Below are 18403 nucleotides of genomic sequence, written 5' to 3'. Positions count from 1 at the left end.
CCTTTTTCAGGTGCACCATTCTTTATATTTATAATTTTGTTTTCTTCCCGAGGGCGGCAGACATCATCCAAATTTCTTTTTCGAGTCGCTCGATATGAGAAACGAATGTATCTTCAATCGCCTCATCGCCGTCCTCAAATTTCTCCATCGCATCTTGCATCTCTTGACGGATTTGTTTGAAGTCACTGATGATATCTTTGATCATCTGATCTGTCTCGGCATGACGATCGCCTTCTTTTAACGTTGAATGTTCGAGATACTCTTTCATCGTCGCAAATGGTTCGCCGTCATTCATAAGGAGTCGTTCTGCCACATCATCGTAGAGTTCTGCCACTAAATTATAGAGTTCTTCTAGTTTTTCATGATACGTGAAAAAATGCGGTCCACTAATATACCAGTGATAATTATGAAGTTTTACAAACAGCAATCCATAGTTCGCTACTTCTTTGTTTAAGGTGTTGAGTGCAACTTGACTAGCCATTCCTAACATCTCCTTTGTCATATTCATCGATACTACTATTACCGAGATTTTGGATGGCTAAACATAAAAAAGAGAGACTTTCGTCTCCCTTTCACACTTACGCTTCAAGTTTTACAACTTCTTCATATTCGCGCTGATACGTTTGAATATCACCGGCACCCATGAATAAGAGCACGGCATCGGCATGGTTGCGTAACACGCTTGTACCACCACGTTTTAAGATATGTGCTCCTTCGATTCGTGATTGAAGGTCTTCGATGGTGACCGTCCCTTCTTGCTCACGTGCTGAACCGAAAATATCACATAAATAGACAGTGTCTGCTTCGGCCAATGCCGTCGCAAAGTCGTCCATGAATGATTTCAAGCGTGTATACGTATGTGGTTGGAAGATTGCAACGACTTCTCGATTGCCATACTTTTTCCGAGCTGCTTCTACCGTTGCACTAATCTCACGCGGATGATGCGCATAGTCATCGACAAGCACTTGATCGTTTAACATCGATTCACTGAATCGGCGTTTTACACCGTTGAACGTTTCAAGACGTTCTTTTACCAATTCTTTCGGCAAGTTCTCGTAGTCACATGTCGCAATGACGGCAAGCGCATTCAACACGCTGTGGTCTCCATATCCAGGAATCCGGAATGTCCCGTAGAAGTCATCACGTAAAAAGACATCAAATGTCGTTCCATTTTCTGTCGATGTGACCTGTTCAGCACGGAAATCATTGTGCGTCCCGAAACCGTAATAGACGAGCGGCACGTTGGCTTGAATCTGTTGAAGATTTTCGTCATCGCCACAAGCAATGATTCCTTTCTTCACTTGTTTCGCCATTTCTTGGAATGCGTCAATGACATCATCAAGACCAGAGAAATAGTCCGAATGGTCAAAGTCGATATTCGTCATAATCGCGTAGTCTGGACGGTAGTATAAGAAATGTCGTTTGTACTCACAAGCTTCGAAGACAAAGTTCTTCGAATCCGCCACTCCCTCTCCCGTTCCATCGCCGATTAAGAACGATGTCGGTTCGATTCCACGCATGACGTGTGCAAGTAATCCCGTCGTTGACGTTTTCCCGTGCGACCCAGTGATGGCGACGCTCGTGTAATGGTTCGCGAGTTCACCTAAAAACTCGTAATACTTATAAATCGTCAATCCGAGTTCACGTGCACGCACGATTTCTGGATGATCATCACTGAACGCGTTTCCTTGTACAACGATTTGGTCTTCCGAAATATTTTCAGGATCGAATGGCAAAATTTCAATCCCTTTACGGTTCAATGCTTCTTCTGTAAAAAATGCTTTTTCAACGTCCGATCCACGGACCTCATTGTTCATATCAAATAAAATTTGAGCTAAAGGACTCATGCCCGTTCCTTTAATTCCGACGAAGTGATAACGGTTCATCTGTAAATAGCCCCCCTAATTCATTGCGGCTCGTCAAAATGCGACAAACCTTTGTCATTATAGCAAAACTCACAGAATCGTGCTATTACAGATTATTGTTTTTTTGTGCAAGTCGTCGGCTACGGTACATCGCCATCCGATCTTTTGGCGTCATCATCACATTCACAGGCGGTTGATCCGCTTTAAATGAGACTTGAACCGCTGGTGTCAAATCTGTGTTAGAAGGCATTCCTTGCTGTTCAGATGGTGTTTGTAATCTTTCTGCAATCTGCTCAATCGACGGACCGATTTGTTCCGCCGATTCGTCAATATCTAGGTCAGTTTGAGGAGTGGCACCTTGTTGAGCCTCCACGACTGTCTCCTTTTTTGAACGAGATAAATCTGTTGATTGCATAAAAACAGATGAAAAGCCATTATCAAGAATCGAAACTTCACCAAGAATCGATTTGTCTTCCATTTCCATTTCCTCGGAAATCAGCTCGTTGGACTCTTCACTCCATTCAGGTTCAGAGACGTTTTCAGTAGATGACTCTTGGATTGGCTCTTCCGTCGCAGAATGAGTAGATGCCATCGTTGAATCATACGCCTCTCTCGTTTCAGGAGAGTGTTCGACCGGAAGGACAATCTTTGGTTTCGGACGAGCATATCCATAAATCGGTGACGGGACGTCTGACGGAATAAATTCCTCGGTTACCTCTACCTTTGGCGGAGGGGAACCTTTTTGTCCTTCTTTCGACAGTTCTCGTTTGATTCGCTCTGCTTGTTGCTTCAGTGAACGTTCATATGCATCCATACTTGATTCCTCGCTTTTTCACTCAATCCATATTTAACAAAAAAATCGGTCGAATTTAGCGACCGATTTTAAATGCTGTACCTACTTCATATTCGTCATCTAATACTAAAATCCCTTTTTCTTGCGGGGCGTTCGGAAGATTTAATTCACGGGCAGAACAAATCATCCCGTGTGAACTTTCACCACGGAGTGCAGACGGACGGATAATCAAACCAGTCGGCATCACCGCACCCGGTTTTGCGACAACGACTTTTTGCCCTGTTGCCACATTCGGTGCGCCACATACAATCTGAACAGTCCCTTGGTCGATTTGAACTTGACAGATTGACAGTTTGTCAGCGTCCGGGTGTTTTACTGCGCTTTCAACATACCCGACGACAAACTTCGGCGTCACGTCAACCCATGAAAAGTCCTCTTCAATCCCGTTATCATTTAAGATAGATTGCAACTGTTCCACTAATTCGACTGTCAACTCAACAGGACCATTCCATCCTGTCACATCAACATGTTGACTTGCTTGAAACAGGTTGTACCCGTTCACTTTTCCGTCTGCCGACTTGACGATTGCCACGTCTCCCGTCCGCTCGACAGATTGATGATGTCGTTCTCCTTCTTTTAACAACACCATGAGTACATCACCGATTCCTTCTCGGTTATAAAACACATTCATTTGCATACGTTCCTACGTCCCTTCTTTCAAACTCATCTCACTTATTTTATCAGATTATGTGTTCGATGGCGGGGTCTTTTTTCCGACAATGAAAATCGGTTCAAGTTCCCCCGCCTCATAGTGAAAGGCGAGTGCAGTGACGGGAATTCGACCATTTGTGAAGAAATCAAACATCAGTTGCTGCATCGCATCATATCCTTGGTCATTTCGAATGTCCGCAACAATCATCACATCCTGATGCGGGACACCGACGAGCATATCCCCTTCAATTCGTCGTTCCATCAGCCGAAGAAACTCGTCATTTAACACACGAGACGCCTCGTAGCCATCACGAGTTGCTAAGAAGTAGAATGGGTTTCCAGCCACTTCGTCTTGTTTCATCTCGGTCGGTAGTTTTTTCACATTCTCACGGGCGATTCGCTCGATGCGGTCGAGCGTCATTTCATCCGAAAGGTGGCGTTCTTCAATCAACCGATATCCGTTTCCACGGTCCAGCGCATAAAAAATCGCGGTCTCGGCCGTGTGCGGGGTGAATGCAAGTGCTTCTCCATTTTTTGTCGTCTTCGAGAAAGAGTTCGAACGAATGACCGGATAGATGGCATCTTCATTTCTGGTGAGGGAGATTTGATCATCCGCCTTCATCGCTGATTCGATATACTCGATGACTTCATCGACGGCAACCGTACCGCGTGTCTTAGCCTTTGCCACAATCGGCGCAAGGCGGATATTGACCCCAAAACGGTCAGATTTCCGCTCGACGCGCAGTACCTCATTCTCACGGTCGTAAGAAGTACGGTATTCTTCATTAAAATGAGATTCTAGATAACGTCTTAACTCATTCCGTTCCATAAAGGCTCACCCTAATCCGTTCAAGAAAGCTTCAACCTGTTCCGGCGTCTTCCGTTCACGACCGACGTAGCGATCAACCTCATTGCCATTTTCAAACGCAACAAAGCTTGGGATGCCAAAAATATCAAGTTCTTGCGCAAGTTCCATGAACTCGTCACGATCGACGTAATAGAACGTCCATGCTTCAAATTTCTTCTCGATTTCCGGCATGAATGGGTCAAGGAATCGGCAATCTCCACACCATGTCGCCGAAAACATAAGGACACTTTTCGCTTCTTTTGCTTCGATATATTCTGCCATTGTTGATAGTCGTTTCATGATTATCACTCCTGTTCGTTTTTTCCTCACTTATAATAGCATAAGTCAAGTCACACATTCTGCTCTGCTGTTTGTTATAATCAAAGCCGAAACTAGTTGAAACAGGTGAAGCTGAATGAAATTAACACGCGAAACGTTAAACCCTGAAATGAAGCACCCTCTTGAACAGATGGTCGGTGTATTTGGAATGCTTGCCATTTTGCGATACGGCTACTTGTTTATTGACACTGATAAAACGAGACTAGAGATCTTGATTTGGCTCGTTGTCGGTTTCGCCGTCATTTATGTGCTCGAAAAATATCTCAAGAAATTGACACGTCACTTGCCCATCGTTCGAAAGCGTTTCTTGATCCCCATTTACGTGATTGTGCTCATGTTATTCTTAATCAGTTTCCGCGTCCCTCGTGAGACGGTTGAGTCCGTGAAAATGTGGTTCGGAATTGGATGAAGAAGAGCAACGTTCCTCGAAACGTTGCTCTTCTTTAGTAATCAATTTTTAAATCATTCGGTTGAATCCGACCAGTTCTTCGCAAGACTGCGTATACCGCGTAGCTCAATAGAGCTGGTCCGATTATGAGGAAACCAATGACGACGAAAAAGGTGTACCAAGTAAAGCCCATTGTTTCGAGCATGACGATTGGACCGACAAGCCCACTTGTTCCCATGCCCGCCCCCGCAGCGACACTTTCCAGTTCAAACAACAGAATCGCGATTGGTGCCAATACAGCACCGGCCATTGTCGGCGGAAGGAGAATCCAAGGGTTTTTCACAATGTTCCCGACTTGAAGCATCGAGGTGCCAATCCCTTGAGCAATCGCCCCACCGACTCCGTTATCACGATAACTCGTGATGGCAAACCCGATCATCTGAGCCGCACAACCGACAGTCGCTGCACCAGCGGCAATCCCATTCAAACCGAGCATCAATGCGATGGCAGCACTTGAAATCGGTGCCGTTAACGCAAGTCCCATCAATGTCGCGACGACCACTCCCATGAACAACGGCTGTTGCTCCGTCCCCCATTCAATCCAACCACCGAGTTGCGTCATGAACAGGCCGACATACTTGCCGATATACGTTGCTGTGAAATAGCCTACGGCAATCGTAGTGAACGGCGTCACTAGAATATCTAGCTTCGTCGATTTAGAGACGAGTTTTGAGACTTCGACCGAAAGAATTGTCGCAACGTAGCTTCCTGCCGGGCCGAACTCATATCCAAATGCCCCGACAACGAGCGCAGAAAACAAAATGAGCGGTGGCGCCTCTAGCGCATAGGCGATGGCAATCCCGATTGCCGGTCCGGTCAAGCTCATGGCAACATCCCCGATTTGAATCAATGTGGCACTCATCCCTGTGAATGTCGTCCCTTCGAGCTGACCTCCGATTGTTTTCATGATCAGACCGATGATTAATGTACTAAACAAACCTAGTGCCATATAACTTAGCACCGTCACAAAATAAAGCGACGGGCTCAATGAGATTCCTTTTTTCTTGAACATAACATATCCTCCTTACCCTTATACAAGTGTCTTGTCATAAGTAATATACATGTATAAACACCTTTATCAGTATAAGACGTTTTCATGAAATAGCAAGCACATCCACAAAAAAACCGTCCACTCATCTTTCGAGTGAACGGAATGTTTGACTTAACAAGATGGACGTAGCGTTTCAAGTGTCGAACGATCAAGTCGCTTGACTAACGCTTTGAGTAACGCTTTTGCTGCATCATAGTCATCTGTATGAAGAATTGAAGCATGTGTATGGATATAACGAGATGCGACGCCAATGACGGCTGTCGGCACCCCTTCTCCGCTCATGTGAACGCGCCCCGCATCGGTACCGCCTAGTGAGACGAAATATTGTGTCTTGATGTTTTCGTCTGAAGCCGTATCGAGTAAGAAATCACGCATTTCAGGAGACATGACCATGACGCGATCTAAAATTCGGATCAATGCTCCCTCACCGAGCTGACCGAACTCCGTTTTACTTCCTGAAGCATCATTGGCCGGTGAAGCATCGAGTACGAGTGCCACATCTGGCTGAATCAATTCAGATGCTGTCTGCGCTCCACGTAATCCGACTTCTTCTTGTACGGTAGCACCCGAGAACAAGATGTTCGGGTGATCGGCTTTTGTCGTTTCCTCCAACAATTCGATTGCAAGACCGACGCCATAACGATTGTCCCAAGCTTTGGCCATAATCTTTTTCGGGTGATGAAGTGGGGTAAATGCGCTCGATGGAACAGCAGGGACCCCCGGACGTACACCCCATGACTCTGCTTCTTCTTTCGAATCTGCTCCGATATCGATAAACATCTGCTTGATGTCCATCGGTTTACTCATTGCATCTGGACCTAACAAATGAGGCGGTGTCGAAGCGACGACACCGGGAATTTTACCGTTCGACGTGATGATGTCGAAACGTTGCGCCATGAGCACTTGGCTCCACCAGCCACCGAGTGGTTGTATGTAAAGCATGCCGTTCTCGGTAATCCGTGTCACCATAAAAGCGACCTCATCCATATGTCCGGCTACCATGACTTTCGGTCCCGACTCGTCTCCGACACGTTTTCCAAAAATTGATCCGATGCCATCCGTGACAATTTCATCTGAATGGGGTTCAATTCGTCCACGTACAAATTGACGAACTTCAGACTCGAACCCAGGAGCTCCCGGGAGTTCTGTTAGCGTCTTAAATAAATCTCTCGTCTTCTGATCCATCTTTCATCATCCTTTCCTAACCGTTCTTGTCTCATTATATACAAAAGTTTTGACAGGATGCGAATGCTTTTCATTCCATTCGGGTACAGGTTTTGGTACGATGTACATGATAGCCATAGTTCAAGGGGAGGTAGTCATATGAAAAAAAGGTATTGGTTTATTGGAATCGGGGTTGCCGTCATTGCCGCACTTATGACGAAAAAAGCTTTAGATGAACGTAGCTTATCTGCAGAAAACGCCTTAGAGTACACGAAGCGTGCTTTCTCAGCAAAAGGTCATGTCCAAGGGGCATGGATTTCTGCATCACCGGAGATTTACACATACGACGGTCGTGAATACGACGTCTACAAAGGTGGCATCTCGGTTCTTGAGAACGATGAAGAGAAAACATATGAGTTTACAGTCGACTCTGAGACTGGCGCATTACTCGAATATGCATGACACGAAACCGACGAATGATTCGTCGGTTTTTTTGTTTAGTTCCCTCGAAAGAGTGGAAAATTGAAATTGGTAGTTTTCAATTTAATAAAGGAGTGATCTCGCGTGAAGAAGCTAATCGGTGAAGCAAGTGAACTCGTATCGCAAATGGTTGAAGGGATGGTCCATGCCCATCCTGAAATGTATGGTCGCGTCGACGGTGTGAATGTCATCTGTCGGGCTGACGGAGCGAAGTCTGGAAAAGTCGGTCTCGTATCTGGAGGCGGTAGTGGTCACGAGCCGGCCCACGCTGGATATATCGGGGACGGTATGCTCGATGCGGCAGTATGTGGGGAAGTGTTCACCTCTCCTACTCCGGACATGGTACTTGAAGGAATCAAAGCAGCTGACGGCGGAAACGGCGTTCTTTTGATTGTGAAAAACTATTCCGGCGACGTGATGAACTTTGAGCTCGCCGCAGAACTGGCCGAAGGTGATGGCATCAAAGTCGACCATGTCGTCGTCGCCGATGATGTCGCCATTTCGAACAAAGAAGATCGACGCGGGGTTGCTGGAACGGTCTTTGTTCACAAAATTGCCGGAGCCGCTGCCGCTAGTGGCAAATCACTCGAAGAAGTCAAATCCATCGCCGAAAAAGTAGCTTCACACGTTCGCTCCATGGGGATGGCCGTGGAACCTTGTTACATGCCGGTCAGTGGTAAACCAGGTTTCGACTTGAACGAGGAAGAGATGGAAATCGGCATCGGGATTCACGGGGAACGTGGTGTCGAGCGGAAACCGACGAGTGATGTCGACCAAATCGTCGACGACCTCCTCAGTCACTTGAAAAAAGAAGTCGAGCCAGGAGAAGTTGCCGTCATGGTGAACGGAATGGGTGGAACGCCGTTGTCGGAGTTATATGTGACCTATCACTTCGTTGCCGAAAAACTGGAAGCTGCTGGGTATACCCTTAAACGGAAGTATGTCGGCAACTACATGACTTCACTCGAGATGCATGGGTTCTCCATCACGTTACTCCCTCTCGATGATGAGATGACGACGTATCTCGACGCTCCTTCAGCAGCACTCGGATTCAAAATTTAATAAATGAGGTGTTTGGTTTATGTTGACGATTGATCGGATGAAGCAAGCGTTACGCGACGCACAAGTTGGCATCGAAGAGCAAAAGGATACGTTGACCGATTTAGACCGGGCCATCGGCGACGGTGACCATGGGATCAACATGTCTCGTGGTTTTGATGCGGTCTCTACTATTCTAGATGAGGATTATGACTCTCTTGGAGCACTTAGTAAAAAGGTCGGGATGACCCTCATGTCGAAAGTCGGAGGCGCGGCCGGACCTTTATACGGTTCAGCTTTCGTGAAGATGGCAAACAAGTTCGGGGATGCGACCGAAGCGGACTTTGGCTTACTCAAGGAGGCACTTCAGGAAGGTTCGAATTCTATCAAAGCACGAGGGAAATCGGAAGTCGGCCAAAAAACGATGGTTGACGTCTGGGACCCGTTCCTCGAGCAAGTCCAACAAGGGGAAGATTATAAACAGAAATTAGACGCACTTGTCCAAAAAACAGAAGATATGGTGGCCACGAAAGGAAGAGCCTCTTATTTCGGAGAAAACTCTCGCGGAACCGTTGATCCGGGTGCCCTTTCTAGCTCAATCCTTTTGGCCGCGATTATGAAGGAGGTCGATTGACATCGTTGAATTGATCATCGTCTCGCACAGCGCAAAAATTGCGGAAGGCATCCATGATTTGATGAAGGAAATGGCACCGTCCGTGCCCATTCATCTAGCTGGTGGCCTTGAGGATGGCGCTATCGGAACGGACGTGAATCGCATCTTATCAGCGCTCGATCAGGTCGATGGAGAAGCACTTCTCCTCAGTGATATCGGATCGGCGACAATGAATGCGGAACTCGCCATCGATATGTACGAAGGTGACAAACATGTCGAATTTTTCGATGGTCCCATTGTCGAGAGTGCCTTCATCGCCTCCGTTTCTTCAGGAAATGGGATGTCACTAACTGATATCGTCGGACAGTTAAAACAACAGTAAAAAGTACCCCGTTCTCTTGAACGGGGTACTTTCATGTCTTATCTTGGGTTGTCATTCTTTTCATATACGGCATTCATATATGAACTTGTTGAATAGAAACGTGGTACAACCAAGAACAAAATGAGTGCTGGAATCGCAATCATTAGAAGCAAGACCAATACCGGTAACCAATAGACGATCTGTTGACCGAGCATGTCGATGTTCGCGTCCGCAAACTCTGAAGCTCCTTCTACTTCTACGAGATCCGCTGATGTAAGAATCTTGTTGTCTGTCGCATCAAAGTAATGGTACTCGGTTTTACGTGTGATGAAGATCCCATCACGAATCGTATCGAGCTCTACGACAGCCGCGATGACTTCGTTGCCGTTTGAATGGCGAAGTGTCTCTTCTTTGATGATTTCAGCTGTTCCTTCTTTATAGTCGTAATGCGTTGCTTTCAAATCCTCTTCGAGAGCGTCTAAGAACGCTTCGTTCGCTGAGGTATTCATTGGTGCGATTGTTAGAATGAAGATTACTGCAAGCAGGCTTGCCCATGCTTTTTTCAACATCCCCATGTTCCCCCTTCTCTTATTCCAGTTTAGCGTCATTCCTATTGTACCAAGAAGAAAGAAAAAAGTGTGAAGAAAATACTATTAAAATAAGAAAAAAGCGTGTCAATTTTTCGGACGGAAGACGGCTTCCATTCGGTAAATCGGCTGACCGAGCGCACTAAAGCGCTCTTCATACTCTGTTCGAATATTATCTTCTGGTTCATTGACATGTAAATCTAGTGAAATTTCTGTGAAGAACATCCCGTATTGACTCATACTCTGAAGTGAATATTCAAACAATCCACGGTTGTCCGTCTTGAAATGAATCTCTCCTGCTTTCGGAAGAATCGCCTCATATGTCGCCAAAAACGTCTTATACGTTAGACGTCGTTTCGCATGTCGTGTCTTTGGCCACGGATCGGAGAAGTTTAAGTATACGCGATCGACTTCCCCCGCTTCAAAGTAGTCGAGGAGTCGTTTCGCATCGACCGTCAACACTCTCACGTTCGGCATCGGGGTTTCGACTAATTTTTGTACGATGGAAACGGCTACGCTCTCAAACAACTCGATCGCAATGAAGTTCACATCCGGGTGTTGTTTCGCCATCCCTAAAATAAATTGTCCTTTTCCTGAGCCGACCTCGATAAAGAGCGGGTGGTCATTCCCGAATTCAGTGCTCCAGTTACCTTTCAACTGTTCAGGATGTTGAATAAATACATGTTCTTGAGCTTCCATATATTCTTTTGCCCAAGGCTTATGTCGTAAACGCATGAAAATCCTACCTTTCGTTCATCAAATGTTCAAGTTTAATGGGAATATGCACGTTACGGACGAGCAGTCCTCTTGCGATTATACACGAAATCATAGTTTAATGAACGTGAATCATCCTTCACAAGGAGGTTAAATACAATGAGTACTTTAGATCAGTTCCTTATTTTTTATGCAGCTCCACTGACGTTTTTTGCTGGTGTCATCGCAACGTTCGTTTGGGCTTACTTTATGAATCCAGATGACATTTAACACATTCAAAAAGGGGTGGCGAACAGCCATCCCTTTTAATTGATTCGTTCGTACGCCTCGTCCATCAGCTCACGTAATACATGAAATCCTTCAGTTCGCGCAGAGTCATTCTCTTCCCCATAGATTGTCAGAATCGTCTGGGCGATTGCATACCAATGCATTCGATTATGGAGCTCACTCGAGACACGTACCCCGTAATGAGAGAACCAATGCTCCCACTCCACTTCATCCATATAGCTATATACAACCATCGCCAAATCGAACGCGCGGTCTGCAATGATCGCATCATCCCAATCCGTCAAGTAGAGTAGGCCGCTCTCATCCTCAATCCAATTATTATGGTTTAAATCAGAATGACAGACGACGAATTCTTGCTCGTCGACTTTTGGCAAATGGTGTTTTAGCCATTGAATGGCTTCTCCGATGATTGGGTCTGTTTCATCTTGTTCATATGCCTCACACTGACGGAGCAACAAGTGCGGCGTCACCGGTGTGTGGTTCAGCTGTTGCAACATGAATAATAGCTCTTTCGAATTATGAATCTTTCCGAGTTGCGCCGCGACATCAGGTCGTTTCATATCTTCTGGTGAAAGTTCGCGGCCTTCGATAAATTGTTGGGCGCTTAACACGTCCCCATTAAACATTCGCTTTGTCCAAAGAAGCTTTGGTACGATTCCTTCCGCTGACAAAATCGCCAAAAACGGAGAAGAATTTCGTTTGACAAAAATCTTCTGTTGGCGCGTCGTCGCTACATACGCTTCGCCCGTAATGCCTCCGGCTGAAGCGACTGTCCACTCTTTCCCGAGCGCACCGACTATATCTGAATACATATTCATCACGCTCAAATCTTACTTGAATTAAAGAGATACAATCAACATCTTAACACGCGAGAATCGTCATTGACAACGACTCGACTTGAATGTGTGCTGGGTTTCGTGCGAGCGGAACGAGACTCGCCCTTTCTCCTTGAACGTATACGTTCCATTTCGCATCGCTCTCGAATGAAAGCGAGTCGAACGTACCGTTCACATAGACGCGTACCCGTTGCCACGCATCATAAGAATGACTGGCCGTCAATTCATAGATAATGACGCCAGGAGGCGATGGGAGAAACGTGAAATGGTCAATGACTTCTTGCCTGGAATCATACCGGAAACATGTATGGAGTCGCCGCAACTTCAAGAGCGTCTTCACATACTCGATGTCTTTGATTCGTGTGTCACGCAGATCCCAATCAAAATGATTGATGTGATCGGGTGAATTATAACTGTTCTCGACACCCTGTTTCGTCCGCCCAAACTCTTGACCGGCATGGATGAACGGGATGCCTTGGGATGTGATGACGACCGCATTAGCAAGACGTTGCATGGCAAGACGAGTCGTTTCATCGACTCCTTCACAAGACAACATTAACTTGTCATAGATCGTATAGTTGTCGTGAGCTTCGGCATAATTGATGGAATAAGTCGGACTCGGGAAACGACCGACCGTTACGTTCGGAATGTGGACGGCTCCAGTAAGACATTCTCGAAGTTCCCACTCTCGCCACTCATTCCCGGAGATGAATCCACGTTCCCTGTCATTAAACGTCGACCCCTTCAACGCATCTCGAATCATATCGTTGAAATGTCCGATGCGAGGCATGCGTGCAGCATTTTGTGACGTCGCCTTCAATGACTGTCCAAGCGGTGTCGCCAAGTCCCACCCTTCTCCATAGACGAGAATGGAGGGATCAACCTTATCGAGCGCGGCCCGCACTTGATTCATCGTTTCGACATCATGAATCCCCATCAAATCGAAGCGGAAGCCATCCACTTGATAGGTTGTTGCGAAATACGTCACGAAGTCGACAATCATACGTCGCATCATATAGCGTTCTGAGGCCGTGTCATTCCCGACACCGGTTCCGTTCGCTATCGTCCCGTCGTGCTCGTATCGAAAATAATAGTATGGTACGAGCGCTTCGAGTGGGGATTGTTCTCGAATATAAATGTGATTCATCACGACGTCTGTAACGACTCGAAGACCAGCTTGATGCAAGTCAGAGACGAGTGTCGCATATTCGAACACACGACTCATCGGCACATCGGGCCTTGAGGCATAACTTCCTTCAAGTGCGAACCAATGAATCGGGTCGTAGCCCCAGTTGTACGGCATACGCGTCGCCTCATCGACACTTCCAAAATCATGAACAGGAAGCAACTGGACATGGGTCACGCCAAGCTCTTTTAAATAGTCGAGTCCGGCACTATTGCCTTCTTTCGTCCGAACTCCTTTTTCAGATATCCCACCGTATAGTCCTTTTAATTGACTCATCGATGAGGGATGGCTTGTAAAATCTCGGATGTGCAGTTCATAGATGACGGCATCCGTTGCCTTCCGTAAAGGGGGGCGTGCGGTTCGTTCGACCTGTTTATTGACAAATCGTGAGACATCTTGTAGTACGCCATACTCGCCGTTCAAACTGACGGCTCGCGCATAGGGATCGACGACTTGCCTCGTATCGACCGGTGTTTTCACTTCTAAGCGATAAAACATACCTTGGAACGCTTGTGGTATTTCACCACTCCATTCCCCGCGTGCGCCGCGGTTCATGTGAAATCGCTCAATTTCTCTGTGATTCGTATCATCATGCACTGTAATCCACATGGATAAAGCAACCGGAGACCATACAGTCACTTCCATTCCGTGCGGCGTAAACGATACGCCGAGTGGACCATCATATGAGAAACGACGTTCGAATTCCTCTGATCGGACGATTTCTCGTGGTACGACAACCGTCGTCTTATGACCCGGATGGCAGACGGTGTACAACGTTTCTAAAGAGATTGGTTCGTTTAAACGAAGGATTTGTTCGATCTTCCCGGATTCCGTCACAAACTGTTGCTCGACGAGGTAGTCGACCGGGCGTCCATTCTGTTCGATTTGTACTGGAACGGATTCATATTCGCGCACAATCTCAAGTTGTATGGTCTCAAATGATACGAAAGACGCGCTCTCGATGGTCACATGTGAGGCGGTCTTTTGATCTGGTGTATGATGCATATGCGTCCCTTCCTCTCAATCACTGATCCATGAATTGACGAAACGGCAACTTGGCAGTCACTTCTAATATGGTAGCAACGTCACGAATCTGCTGTGCTTTTACAATCGGTGCACGACCGTTCACTTGTTTCATCCATTCCGTATATTCATTACGACCGATATATTGGGTCGATCGAACATTTGGAACGTTATCAAAATATCCATTTGTCGCAATGACGACTTTTTGTAGCACGCCCGCATAATGCGGTAGAACTTGACGAATCAGTTCCTCTGTCCGTGTCAATGCAATCAGCGGGTTCACTACACGGGTATTTTCCCCTTTCAGCGGTTGATGAACCCATGTCTTCTCTTTCGATATGTGATAGATGCTTCGATCGCCTTCAAGCCATTCTACGATATAAAGGTGCGTCGGTCCGACGATGACATGACTCAATTCAACCATCGCACCATTCCATTCGATGACCGGTCGATACAAGAAAAAGTGTCGTTCGTTCCAATCGGTGCGCATCACACGATAAGCGAAGTCACGAATAAACGCCAGATGCGGTAAATCTGTCTCAAGCACCCCTTCACAAGCGAATTGAAGCTTTTGGATATGCCGGCGCTCTCGTAACAACTTTTGATATTGTGATTCAGAGAGCGGCTTCGGCTCCAATTCGATTCGTTCCGTCTTCGCCCAAAACTTCCACCACGGTCGGTCAATTTCGAGCACTTCGACCGGATTTAAGCGATTGTTTTCATGAAGGCGCTGTAGACGTGCCGTATCGGATTCCACATATTCCAAATAACGATTATATTGATCTAATACATCACGTTCATATTTTGAGATTACGTCAAAAATTTTAACCGGGATTGCCATATATCCTCCTCTGGCCGTCTTAGTGGAAATACGTCTACTTCTCGGTAAGCAGGTGTATGAGTCGGCTGTACTTCATATAAAATTAATTCTTCTACTGATTCCATCGCGTGAAATTCAGGGGGGACGTATGGGACACGCTCCCCTTCGCCCCATTTTTTAGCGAGCGTCACGTGAGGGACAAACGACTTCCGGTCCAATCTTGGAATCACATCAACTAGTTCATGGCGGAGGGTATGCGCCAACCGTTGAAGGGGTTCGGAGTCATCCGGAACGATGGTCAAAACGCGGGGCCGATCCGGTCGCCCAAAATGGTCGATGGCTCGAAACTCCAACGTGAATGGTAATGTTTTCGCACAAATTCTACGCGTGATTTCTTTTACTTCGTCTAATTCATCCCCATCCACGCTTCCTAAAAATTGCACTGTCATATGGAACTCTTCCGGTCGATAGATTCTTCGATACGAATAATAAGGTAAGATGGTTTGCTGTACGTCAACCAATTCAGTCGCTTCAATGGGAATCGCAATAAAGTAATGCGTACTCATCTCATTCATCCTTTCAGGTTGCGACGTGACATTCCGATCCAAATCAACGCTCCTAGTGCCGTGACGATGGTATACATCCAAAACACGCCTAAAATATCGTCTAGTTCAATGATTTTACCACTCAGCATATTAAATCCAGCTGTCGCGAGCCCGGACGTCAATGCCATATATACCCCGATGGCCGTCGAGGAAACTTGCCGATCGACGAGCGTCCGAACGAATTGAAGTGCGACGGGAATCAAAAGTCCGACGACAAGACCTTGTGCAATCGCGAGGAGCCACACGACCCAAATCGGTGGTTCTAACGCAAGTACCCCGTTTCGAACTGCCGAGATGATAGCGGCCCCGACAAGAACGCTGACGTTTCCATAGCGTTCAACCAATTGGGACGCCACTTTCATAAACGGGATTTCAAATAACACTGCCACGAGGAATAGCGTTCCGACCAACGTCGTCGAGCCACCGCTGTTTGTCACGTAAAGGCCGAAATAATAGTTATTCGCGTAAATCGGTCCGAAGACGAGCATCCCACCACATAAGAAGAACACAAAGCGTTTGTTCCAAACAGCCGTCCATGAGAGCGGCGCCAACGTCACATCGCGAATCGAACTTTTCTCAGGAATCATTCGAACAAATACGCTGCCAAGTATTAGTAAAACAGCGCTCAACACGAATGTACTAGCTAGTCCCCACGTGCTATCAGATATTCGTCCCATTGCAAAGACGGCAATGGCAAATCCCGCTGAGCCATAGAGTCGAATTGCACCGTAATCAACTTTCGACCGCGTCGTATAGTCGAGTGTCATCATGTCCACAAGCGGGATGTGAGCACATTGGAAAACGGACCAAATCACCATAAGTATGATAATCCAAATGTAAGAGGTCGCCACTAAAAACGTGAGAGAAATGAGTGCGGCGCTCAGCATCGCCAAAATCAACCAGGCACGGACTCTCCCCGTCCGGTCGGTCAACATCCCCCACAATGGTTGCACGCCGATGGATAGAATCGGTAAGATGGCCACCACAATCCCGACTTGGCTAGGTGTCAACCCAAACTTAGTTTGTGAAAAGTATAAGGTCATATAAGGAATCAATGCCCCTTGCGCGAAGAATATCGCGACGTATACAGACTGAAACAATCTTTTTTGCGAATCCAATTATAACTTCCTTCCTAAAGGACAGAGAGCCGACTATACCAGCCAGCTCTCCTTGTTTCTTATTTAGCGAGCTCGTAAATGGCCTCAGCATAGATTGCCGCGGCACGTAATAAATCTTCTATCTCCATATATTCATCGACCTGATGCGCCACATCTTTAGCACCTGGGAACAATGCACCAAATGCGACACCTGCCTCGAGCGAACGTGCATACGTTCCGCCTCCGATGGCCATCAAGTTTGCATGTTCTCCCGTTTGACGCTCGTACACGCCTGCTAGTGTCTTCACGAGTGGGTGATCTTCTGCCACATGATGAGGCGGCATATGTTGACGGGTCTTCAATTCGAACCCAAATGACAAAGCGATTTCACGTAGGTTTTGTAACCGTTCTTCGAATTTGGCCGTATACGGATAGCGAATGTTGACCGTCGCCGTACGCTCTTCTTCATTGTATCGGAAGACGCCGCCATTAATCGTCAAGTCGCCCGTCTCATCGCTCGCTTCAATCCCAAGCGAAATCCCACGAGAATCGGCGAATACGTGACGAACGAATTCAACATAGCGCTCGCCTTGAATATCAAGTGGAAGATGTAACAGGAATCCAGCGAGGACGTAGGCCGCGTTGACCCCGTTATCCGGTTCCATCGCGTGCGCCGCTTTTCCTTTCATCGTAAACGTATATGTGCCACGGTCGTATTCACACGTTCCGTCCGCTTCATATTTTTCGAGATAGGCCTCGAACTTCTCCTCGAGTACCTCATCCGTCTTCAATTCGGCTTTCGCGAAGTCCGGCACCATATTCGGACGCTCCCCACTCGTGAATGACACGAGATGGTAGGCAGAACCTGGTACACGTTGAATCGGTAATTGAGTCAACACACCATCATACAACCCTTTTTCAGCATTGATGATCGGGAAATCCGCATCTGGCGCAAATCCATACGTCGGCATTTGTTCTTGTTTGAAATACTCGCGGACACAGCGCCATTCGCTCTCTTCATCGCAACCTGCAATCAAACGGACCCGCTTTGAAAGTGGTAGCCCGAGCTCTTTGACAATTCGTAGCCCGTAGTATGCAGCCATAGATGGCCCTTTATCATCGTTACTTCCGCGTGCCACAATTTTCCCATCAGTCGTGATGGTCGGGTTGAACGCGCCATACGTCCATCCATCCCCTGCTGGGACGACGTCAAGGTGACATAGGATGCCGACAATTTCCTCCCCGTCTCCATATTCCAAATGTCCCGCGTAACCTCCGACATCTTTTGTTTTAAATCCATCTCGCTCACCGATTTCAAACATGTAGTCAAGTGCTTGACGAACCCCCGGACCAAACGGCATGTTCGGTGCAGCTTTCGATTCATCGAGTACGCTAGGGATTTGAAGTAACCCTTTCAAATCTTCTAAAAATGCGTCTTTACGATTGTCGACTTCCTGTCTCCAATTCATGTTCATCTCCCCTTTTGCGAATGTTCTCTCTCTTACTAGTATATCCAAATGTATGAAAGACGAACATT

22 protein-coding genes are annotated in these 18403 nt (G+C 46.8%); 6 read left to right on the top strand and 16 right to left on the bottom strand.

The features are described 5' to 3' along the window. Positions 1–28 precede the first annotated feature (28 nt). The 6 genes from KNO69_RS04130 to KNO69_RS04105 form a co-directional block, all read right to left on the bottom strand. On the bottom strand, positions 29–481 hold the full coding sequence (locus tag KNO69_RS04130) for a Dps family protein (protein WP_012726754.1): 453 nt from the start codon (positions 479–481) through the stop codon (positions 29–31). A 97-nt stretch (positions 482–578) separates the two neighbouring features. Further along, the gene (gene murC / locus KNO69_RS04125; RefSeq protein ID WP_214816222.1) at positions 579–1886 is read right to left on the bottom strand and encodes a UDP-N-acetylmuramate--L-alanine ligase; all 1308 of its coding nucleotides are present in this window, start codon (positions 1884–1886) and stop codon (positions 579–581) included. 85 nt (positions 1887–1971) lie between these two features. Further along, complete coding sequence (locus tag KNO69_RS04120; protein WP_214816218.1) at positions 1972–2679, bottom strand: hypothetical protein; 708 nt, start codon at positions 2677–2679, stop codon at positions 1972–1974. A 55-nt stretch (positions 2680–2734) separates the two neighbouring features. Further along, complete coding sequence (ytpR, locus tag KNO69_RS04115) at positions 2735–3349, bottom strand: YtpR family tRNA-binding protein (protein WP_078147943.1); 615 nt, start codon at positions 3347–3349, stop codon at positions 2735–2737. A 54-nt stretch (positions 3350–3403) separates the two neighbouring features. Further along, positions 3404–4198, bottom strand: a complete 795-nt coding sequence (locus KNO69_RS04110; protein ID WP_214816215.1) for a DUF1444 family protein — start codon at positions 4196–4198, stop codon at positions 3404–3406. 6 nt (positions 4199–4204) lie between these two features. After that, on the bottom strand, positions 4205–4516 hold the full coding sequence (locus KNO69_RS04105) for a thioredoxin family protein (protein WP_012726759.1): 312 nt from the start codon (positions 4514–4516) through the stop codon (positions 4205–4207). Positions 4517–4631: 115 nt separating this feature from the next. Between KNO69_RS04105 and KNO69_RS04100 the strand changes: the two genes are divergently transcribed. Continuing rightward, positions 4632–4964, top strand: coding sequence for a hypothetical protein (locus KNO69_RS04100; RefSeq protein WP_214683951.1), 333 nt, complete (start codon positions 4632–4634; stop codon positions 4962–4964). Between the two features lie 34 nt (positions 4965–4998). Here KNO69_RS04100 and KNO69_RS04095 read toward each other — a convergent pair whose 3' ends face one another. Together KNO69_RS04095 and KNO69_RS04090 are read right to left on the bottom strand one after the other, a co-directional pair. Continuing rightward, the gene (locus tag KNO69_RS04095) at positions 4999–6015 is read right to left on the bottom strand and encodes a PTS sugar transporter subunit IIC (RefSeq protein ID WP_214816212.1); all 1017 of its coding nucleotides are present in this window, start codon (positions 6013–6015) and stop codon (positions 4999–5001) included. A 150-nt stretch (positions 6016–6165) separates the two neighbouring features. Then, positions 6166–7239, bottom strand: coding sequence for a M42 family metallopeptidase (locus KNO69_RS04090; protein ID WP_214816208.1), 1074 nt, complete (start codon positions 7237–7239; stop codon positions 6166–6168). 138 nt (positions 7240–7377) lie between these two features. Here KNO69_RS04090 and KNO69_RS04085 point away from each other — a divergent pair, with 138 nt between their 5' ends. From KNO69_RS04085 to dhaM, 4 genes are all read left to right on the top strand, one after another. Further along, the gene (locus tag KNO69_RS04085) at positions 7378–7680 is read left to right on the top strand and encodes a PepSY domain-containing protein (RefSeq protein ID WP_012726763.1); all 303 of its coding nucleotides are present in this window, start codon (positions 7378–7380) and stop codon (positions 7678–7680) included. Between the two features lie 102 nt (positions 7681–7782). Continuing rightward, a complete protein-coding gene (gene dhaK, locus KNO69_RS04080; protein ID WP_214816205.1) occupies positions 7783–8760 on the top strand; it encodes a dihydroxyacetone kinase subunit DhaK in 978 nt (325 codons plus the stop codon). Positions 8761–8782: 22 nt separating this feature from the next. Next, on the top strand, positions 8783–9370 hold the full coding sequence (gene dhaL, locus KNO69_RS04075; protein WP_370148738.1) for a dihydroxyacetone kinase subunit DhaL: 588 nt from the start codon (positions 8783–8785) through the stop codon (positions 9368–9370). A gap of 10 nt (positions 9371–9380) precedes the next feature. Then, positions 9381–9731, top strand: coding sequence for a dihydroxyacetone kinase phosphoryl donor subunit DhaM (gene dhaM / locus KNO69_RS04070; protein ID WP_285800569.1), 351 nt, complete (start codon positions 9381–9383; stop codon positions 9729–9731). A gap of 38 nt (positions 9732–9769) precedes the next feature. On the opposite strand, the gene KNO69_RS04065 is transcribed toward dhaM, so the two are convergent. Continuing rightward, positions 9770–10279 (bottom strand): hypothetical protein, encoded by a 510-nt coding sequence (locus KNO69_RS04065; RefSeq protein ID WP_240499834.1) that lies wholly within the window; start codon positions 10277–10279, stop codon positions 9770–9772. 105 nt (positions 10280–10384) lie between these two features. Beyond that, entirely contained in the window at positions 10385–11032 is a 648-nt protein-coding gene (gene trmB / locus KNO69_RS04060) for a tRNA (guanosine(46)-N7)-methyltransferase TrmB (protein ID WP_214683947.1), read from the bottom strand. A gap of 138 nt (positions 11033–11170) precedes the next feature. Between trmB and KNO69_RS15475 the strand changes: the two genes are divergently transcribed. Beyond that, positions 11171–11281 carry a hypothetical protein gene (locus KNO69_RS15475; RefSeq protein ID WP_012726769.1) on the top strand — a complete coding sequence of 37 codons (111 nt, stop codon included), beginning with the start codon at positions 11171–11173 and terminating at the stop codon, positions 11279–11281. A 35-nt stretch (positions 11282–11316) separates the two neighbouring features. Here KNO69_RS15475 and KNO69_RS04055 read toward each other — a convergent pair whose 3' ends face one another. From KNO69_RS04055 to pepV, 6 genes are read right to left on the bottom strand one after another with little or no spacing between them, the layout of a single operon-like run. Beyond that, on the bottom strand, positions 11317–12111 hold the full coding sequence (locus tag KNO69_RS04055; RefSeq protein ID WP_214782082.1) for a phosphotransferase family protein: 795 nt from the start codon (positions 12109–12111) through the stop codon (positions 11317–11319). A gap of 49 nt (positions 12112–12160) precedes the next feature. Further along, the gene (gene pulA, locus KNO69_RS04050) at positions 12161–14326 is read right to left on the bottom strand and encodes a type I pullulanase (protein WP_214816202.1); all 2166 of its coding nucleotides are present in this window, start codon (positions 14324–14326) and stop codon (positions 12161–12163) included. A 19-nt stretch (positions 14327–14345) separates the two neighbouring features. After that, positions 14346–15185 (bottom strand): NERD domain-containing protein, encoded by an 840-nt coding sequence (locus tag KNO69_RS04045; protein WP_214816199.1) that lies wholly within the window; start codon positions 15183–15185, stop codon positions 14346–14348. Continuing rightward, on the bottom strand, positions 15155–15730 hold the full coding sequence (gene thpR / locus KNO69_RS04040; protein WP_214816196.1) for an RNA 2',3'-cyclic phosphodiesterase: 576 nt from the start codon (positions 15728–15730) through the stop codon (positions 15155–15157). Before thpR ends, KNO69_RS04045 begins: the two co-directional genes overlap by 31 nt. A gap of 5 nt (positions 15731–15735) precedes the next feature. Continuing rightward, positions 15736–16887, bottom strand: a complete 1152-nt coding sequence (locus KNO69_RS04035; RefSeq protein WP_214816193.1) for an MFS transporter — start codon at positions 16885–16887, stop codon at positions 15736–15738. A gap of 59 nt (positions 16888–16946) precedes the next feature. Then, positions 16947–18335 (bottom strand): dipeptidase PepV, encoded by a 1389-nt coding sequence (pepV, locus tag KNO69_RS04030; protein ID WP_396212189.1) that lies wholly within the window; start codon positions 18333–18335, stop codon positions 16947–16949. Positions 18336–18403 lie beyond the last annotated feature (68 nt).

Source organism: Exiguobacterium sp. s131 (assembly GCF_018617345.1).
Classification (GTDB): domain Bacteria; phylum Bacillota; class Bacilli; order Exiguobacteriales; family Exiguobacteriaceae; genus Exiguobacterium; species Exiguobacterium profundum.
The sequence above is the reverse complement of the archived record's forward strand: the minus strand, read 5'-3'. Positions and strand labels throughout refer to the sequence as shown.

Bases quoted from the DNA above. Each gene is read 5' to 3' on its own strand.
- KNO69_RS04130 (WP_012726754.1), bottom strand. From the start codon at position 481: ATGGCTAGTCAAGTTGCACTCAACACCTTAAACAAAGAAGTAGCGAAC.
- murC (WP_214816222.1), bottom strand. From the start codon at position 1,886: ATGAACCGTTATCACTTCGTCGGAATTAAAGGAACGGGCATGAGTCCT.
- KNO69_RS04120 (WP_214816218.1), bottom strand. From the start codon at position 2,679: ATGGATGCATATGAACGTTCACTGAAGCAACAAGCAGAGCGAATCAAA.
- ytpR (WP_078147943.1), bottom strand. From the start codon at position 3,349: ATGAATGTGTTTTATAACCGAGAAGGAATCGGTGATGTACTCATGGTG.
- KNO69_RS04110 (WP_214816215.1), bottom strand. From the start codon at position 4,198: ATGGAACGGAATGAGTTAAGACGTTATCTAGAATCTCATTTTAATGAA.
- KNO69_RS04105 (WP_012726759.1), bottom strand. From the start codon at position 4,516: ATGAAACGACTATCAACAATGGCAGAATATATCGAAGCAAAAGAAGCG.
- KNO69_RS04100 (WP_214683951.1), top strand. From the start codon at position 4,632: ATGAAATTAACACGCGAAACGTTAAACCCTGAAATGAAGCACCCTCTT.
- KNO69_RS04095 (WP_214816212.1), bottom strand. From the start codon at position 6,015: ATGTTCAAGAAAAAAGGAATCTCATTGAGCCCGTCGCTTTATTTTGTG.
- KNO69_RS04090 (WP_214816208.1), bottom strand. From the start codon at position 7,239: ATGGATCAGAAGACGAGAGATTTATTTAAGACGCTAACAGAACTCCCG.
- KNO69_RS04085 (WP_012726763.1), top strand. From the start codon at position 7,378: ATGAAAAAAAGGTATTGGTTTATTGGAATCGGGGTTGCCGTCATTGCC.
- KNO69_RS04065 (WP_240499834.1), bottom strand. From the start codon at position 10,279: ATGTTGAAAAAAGCATGGGCAAGCCTGCTTGCAGTAATCTTCATTCTA.
- trmB (WP_214683947.1), bottom strand. From the start codon at position 11,032: ATGCGTTTACGACATAAGCCTTGGGCAAAAGAATATATGGAAGCTCAA.
- KNO69_RS15475 (WP_012726769.1), top strand. From the start codon at position 11,171: ATGAGTACTTTAGATCAGTTCCTTATTTTTTATGCAGCTCCACTGACG.
- KNO69_RS04055 (WP_214782082.1), bottom strand. From the start codon at position 12,111: ATGTATTCAGATATAGTCGGTGCGCTCGGGAAAGAGTGGACAGTCGCT.
- pulA (WP_214816202.1), bottom strand. From the start codon at position 14,326: ATGCATCATACACCAGATCAAAAGACCGCCTCACATGTGACCATCGAG.
- KNO69_RS04045 (WP_214816199.1), bottom strand. From the start codon at position 15,185: ATGGCAATCCCGGTTAAAATTTTTGACGTAATCTCAAAATATGAACGT.
- thpR (WP_214816196.1), bottom strand. From the start codon at position 15,730: ATGAGTACGCATTACTTTATTGCGATTCCCATTGAAGCGACTGAATTG.
- pepV (WP_396212189.1), bottom strand. From the start codon at position 18,335: ATGAATTGGAGACAGGAAGTCGACAATCGTAAAGACGCATTTTTAGAA.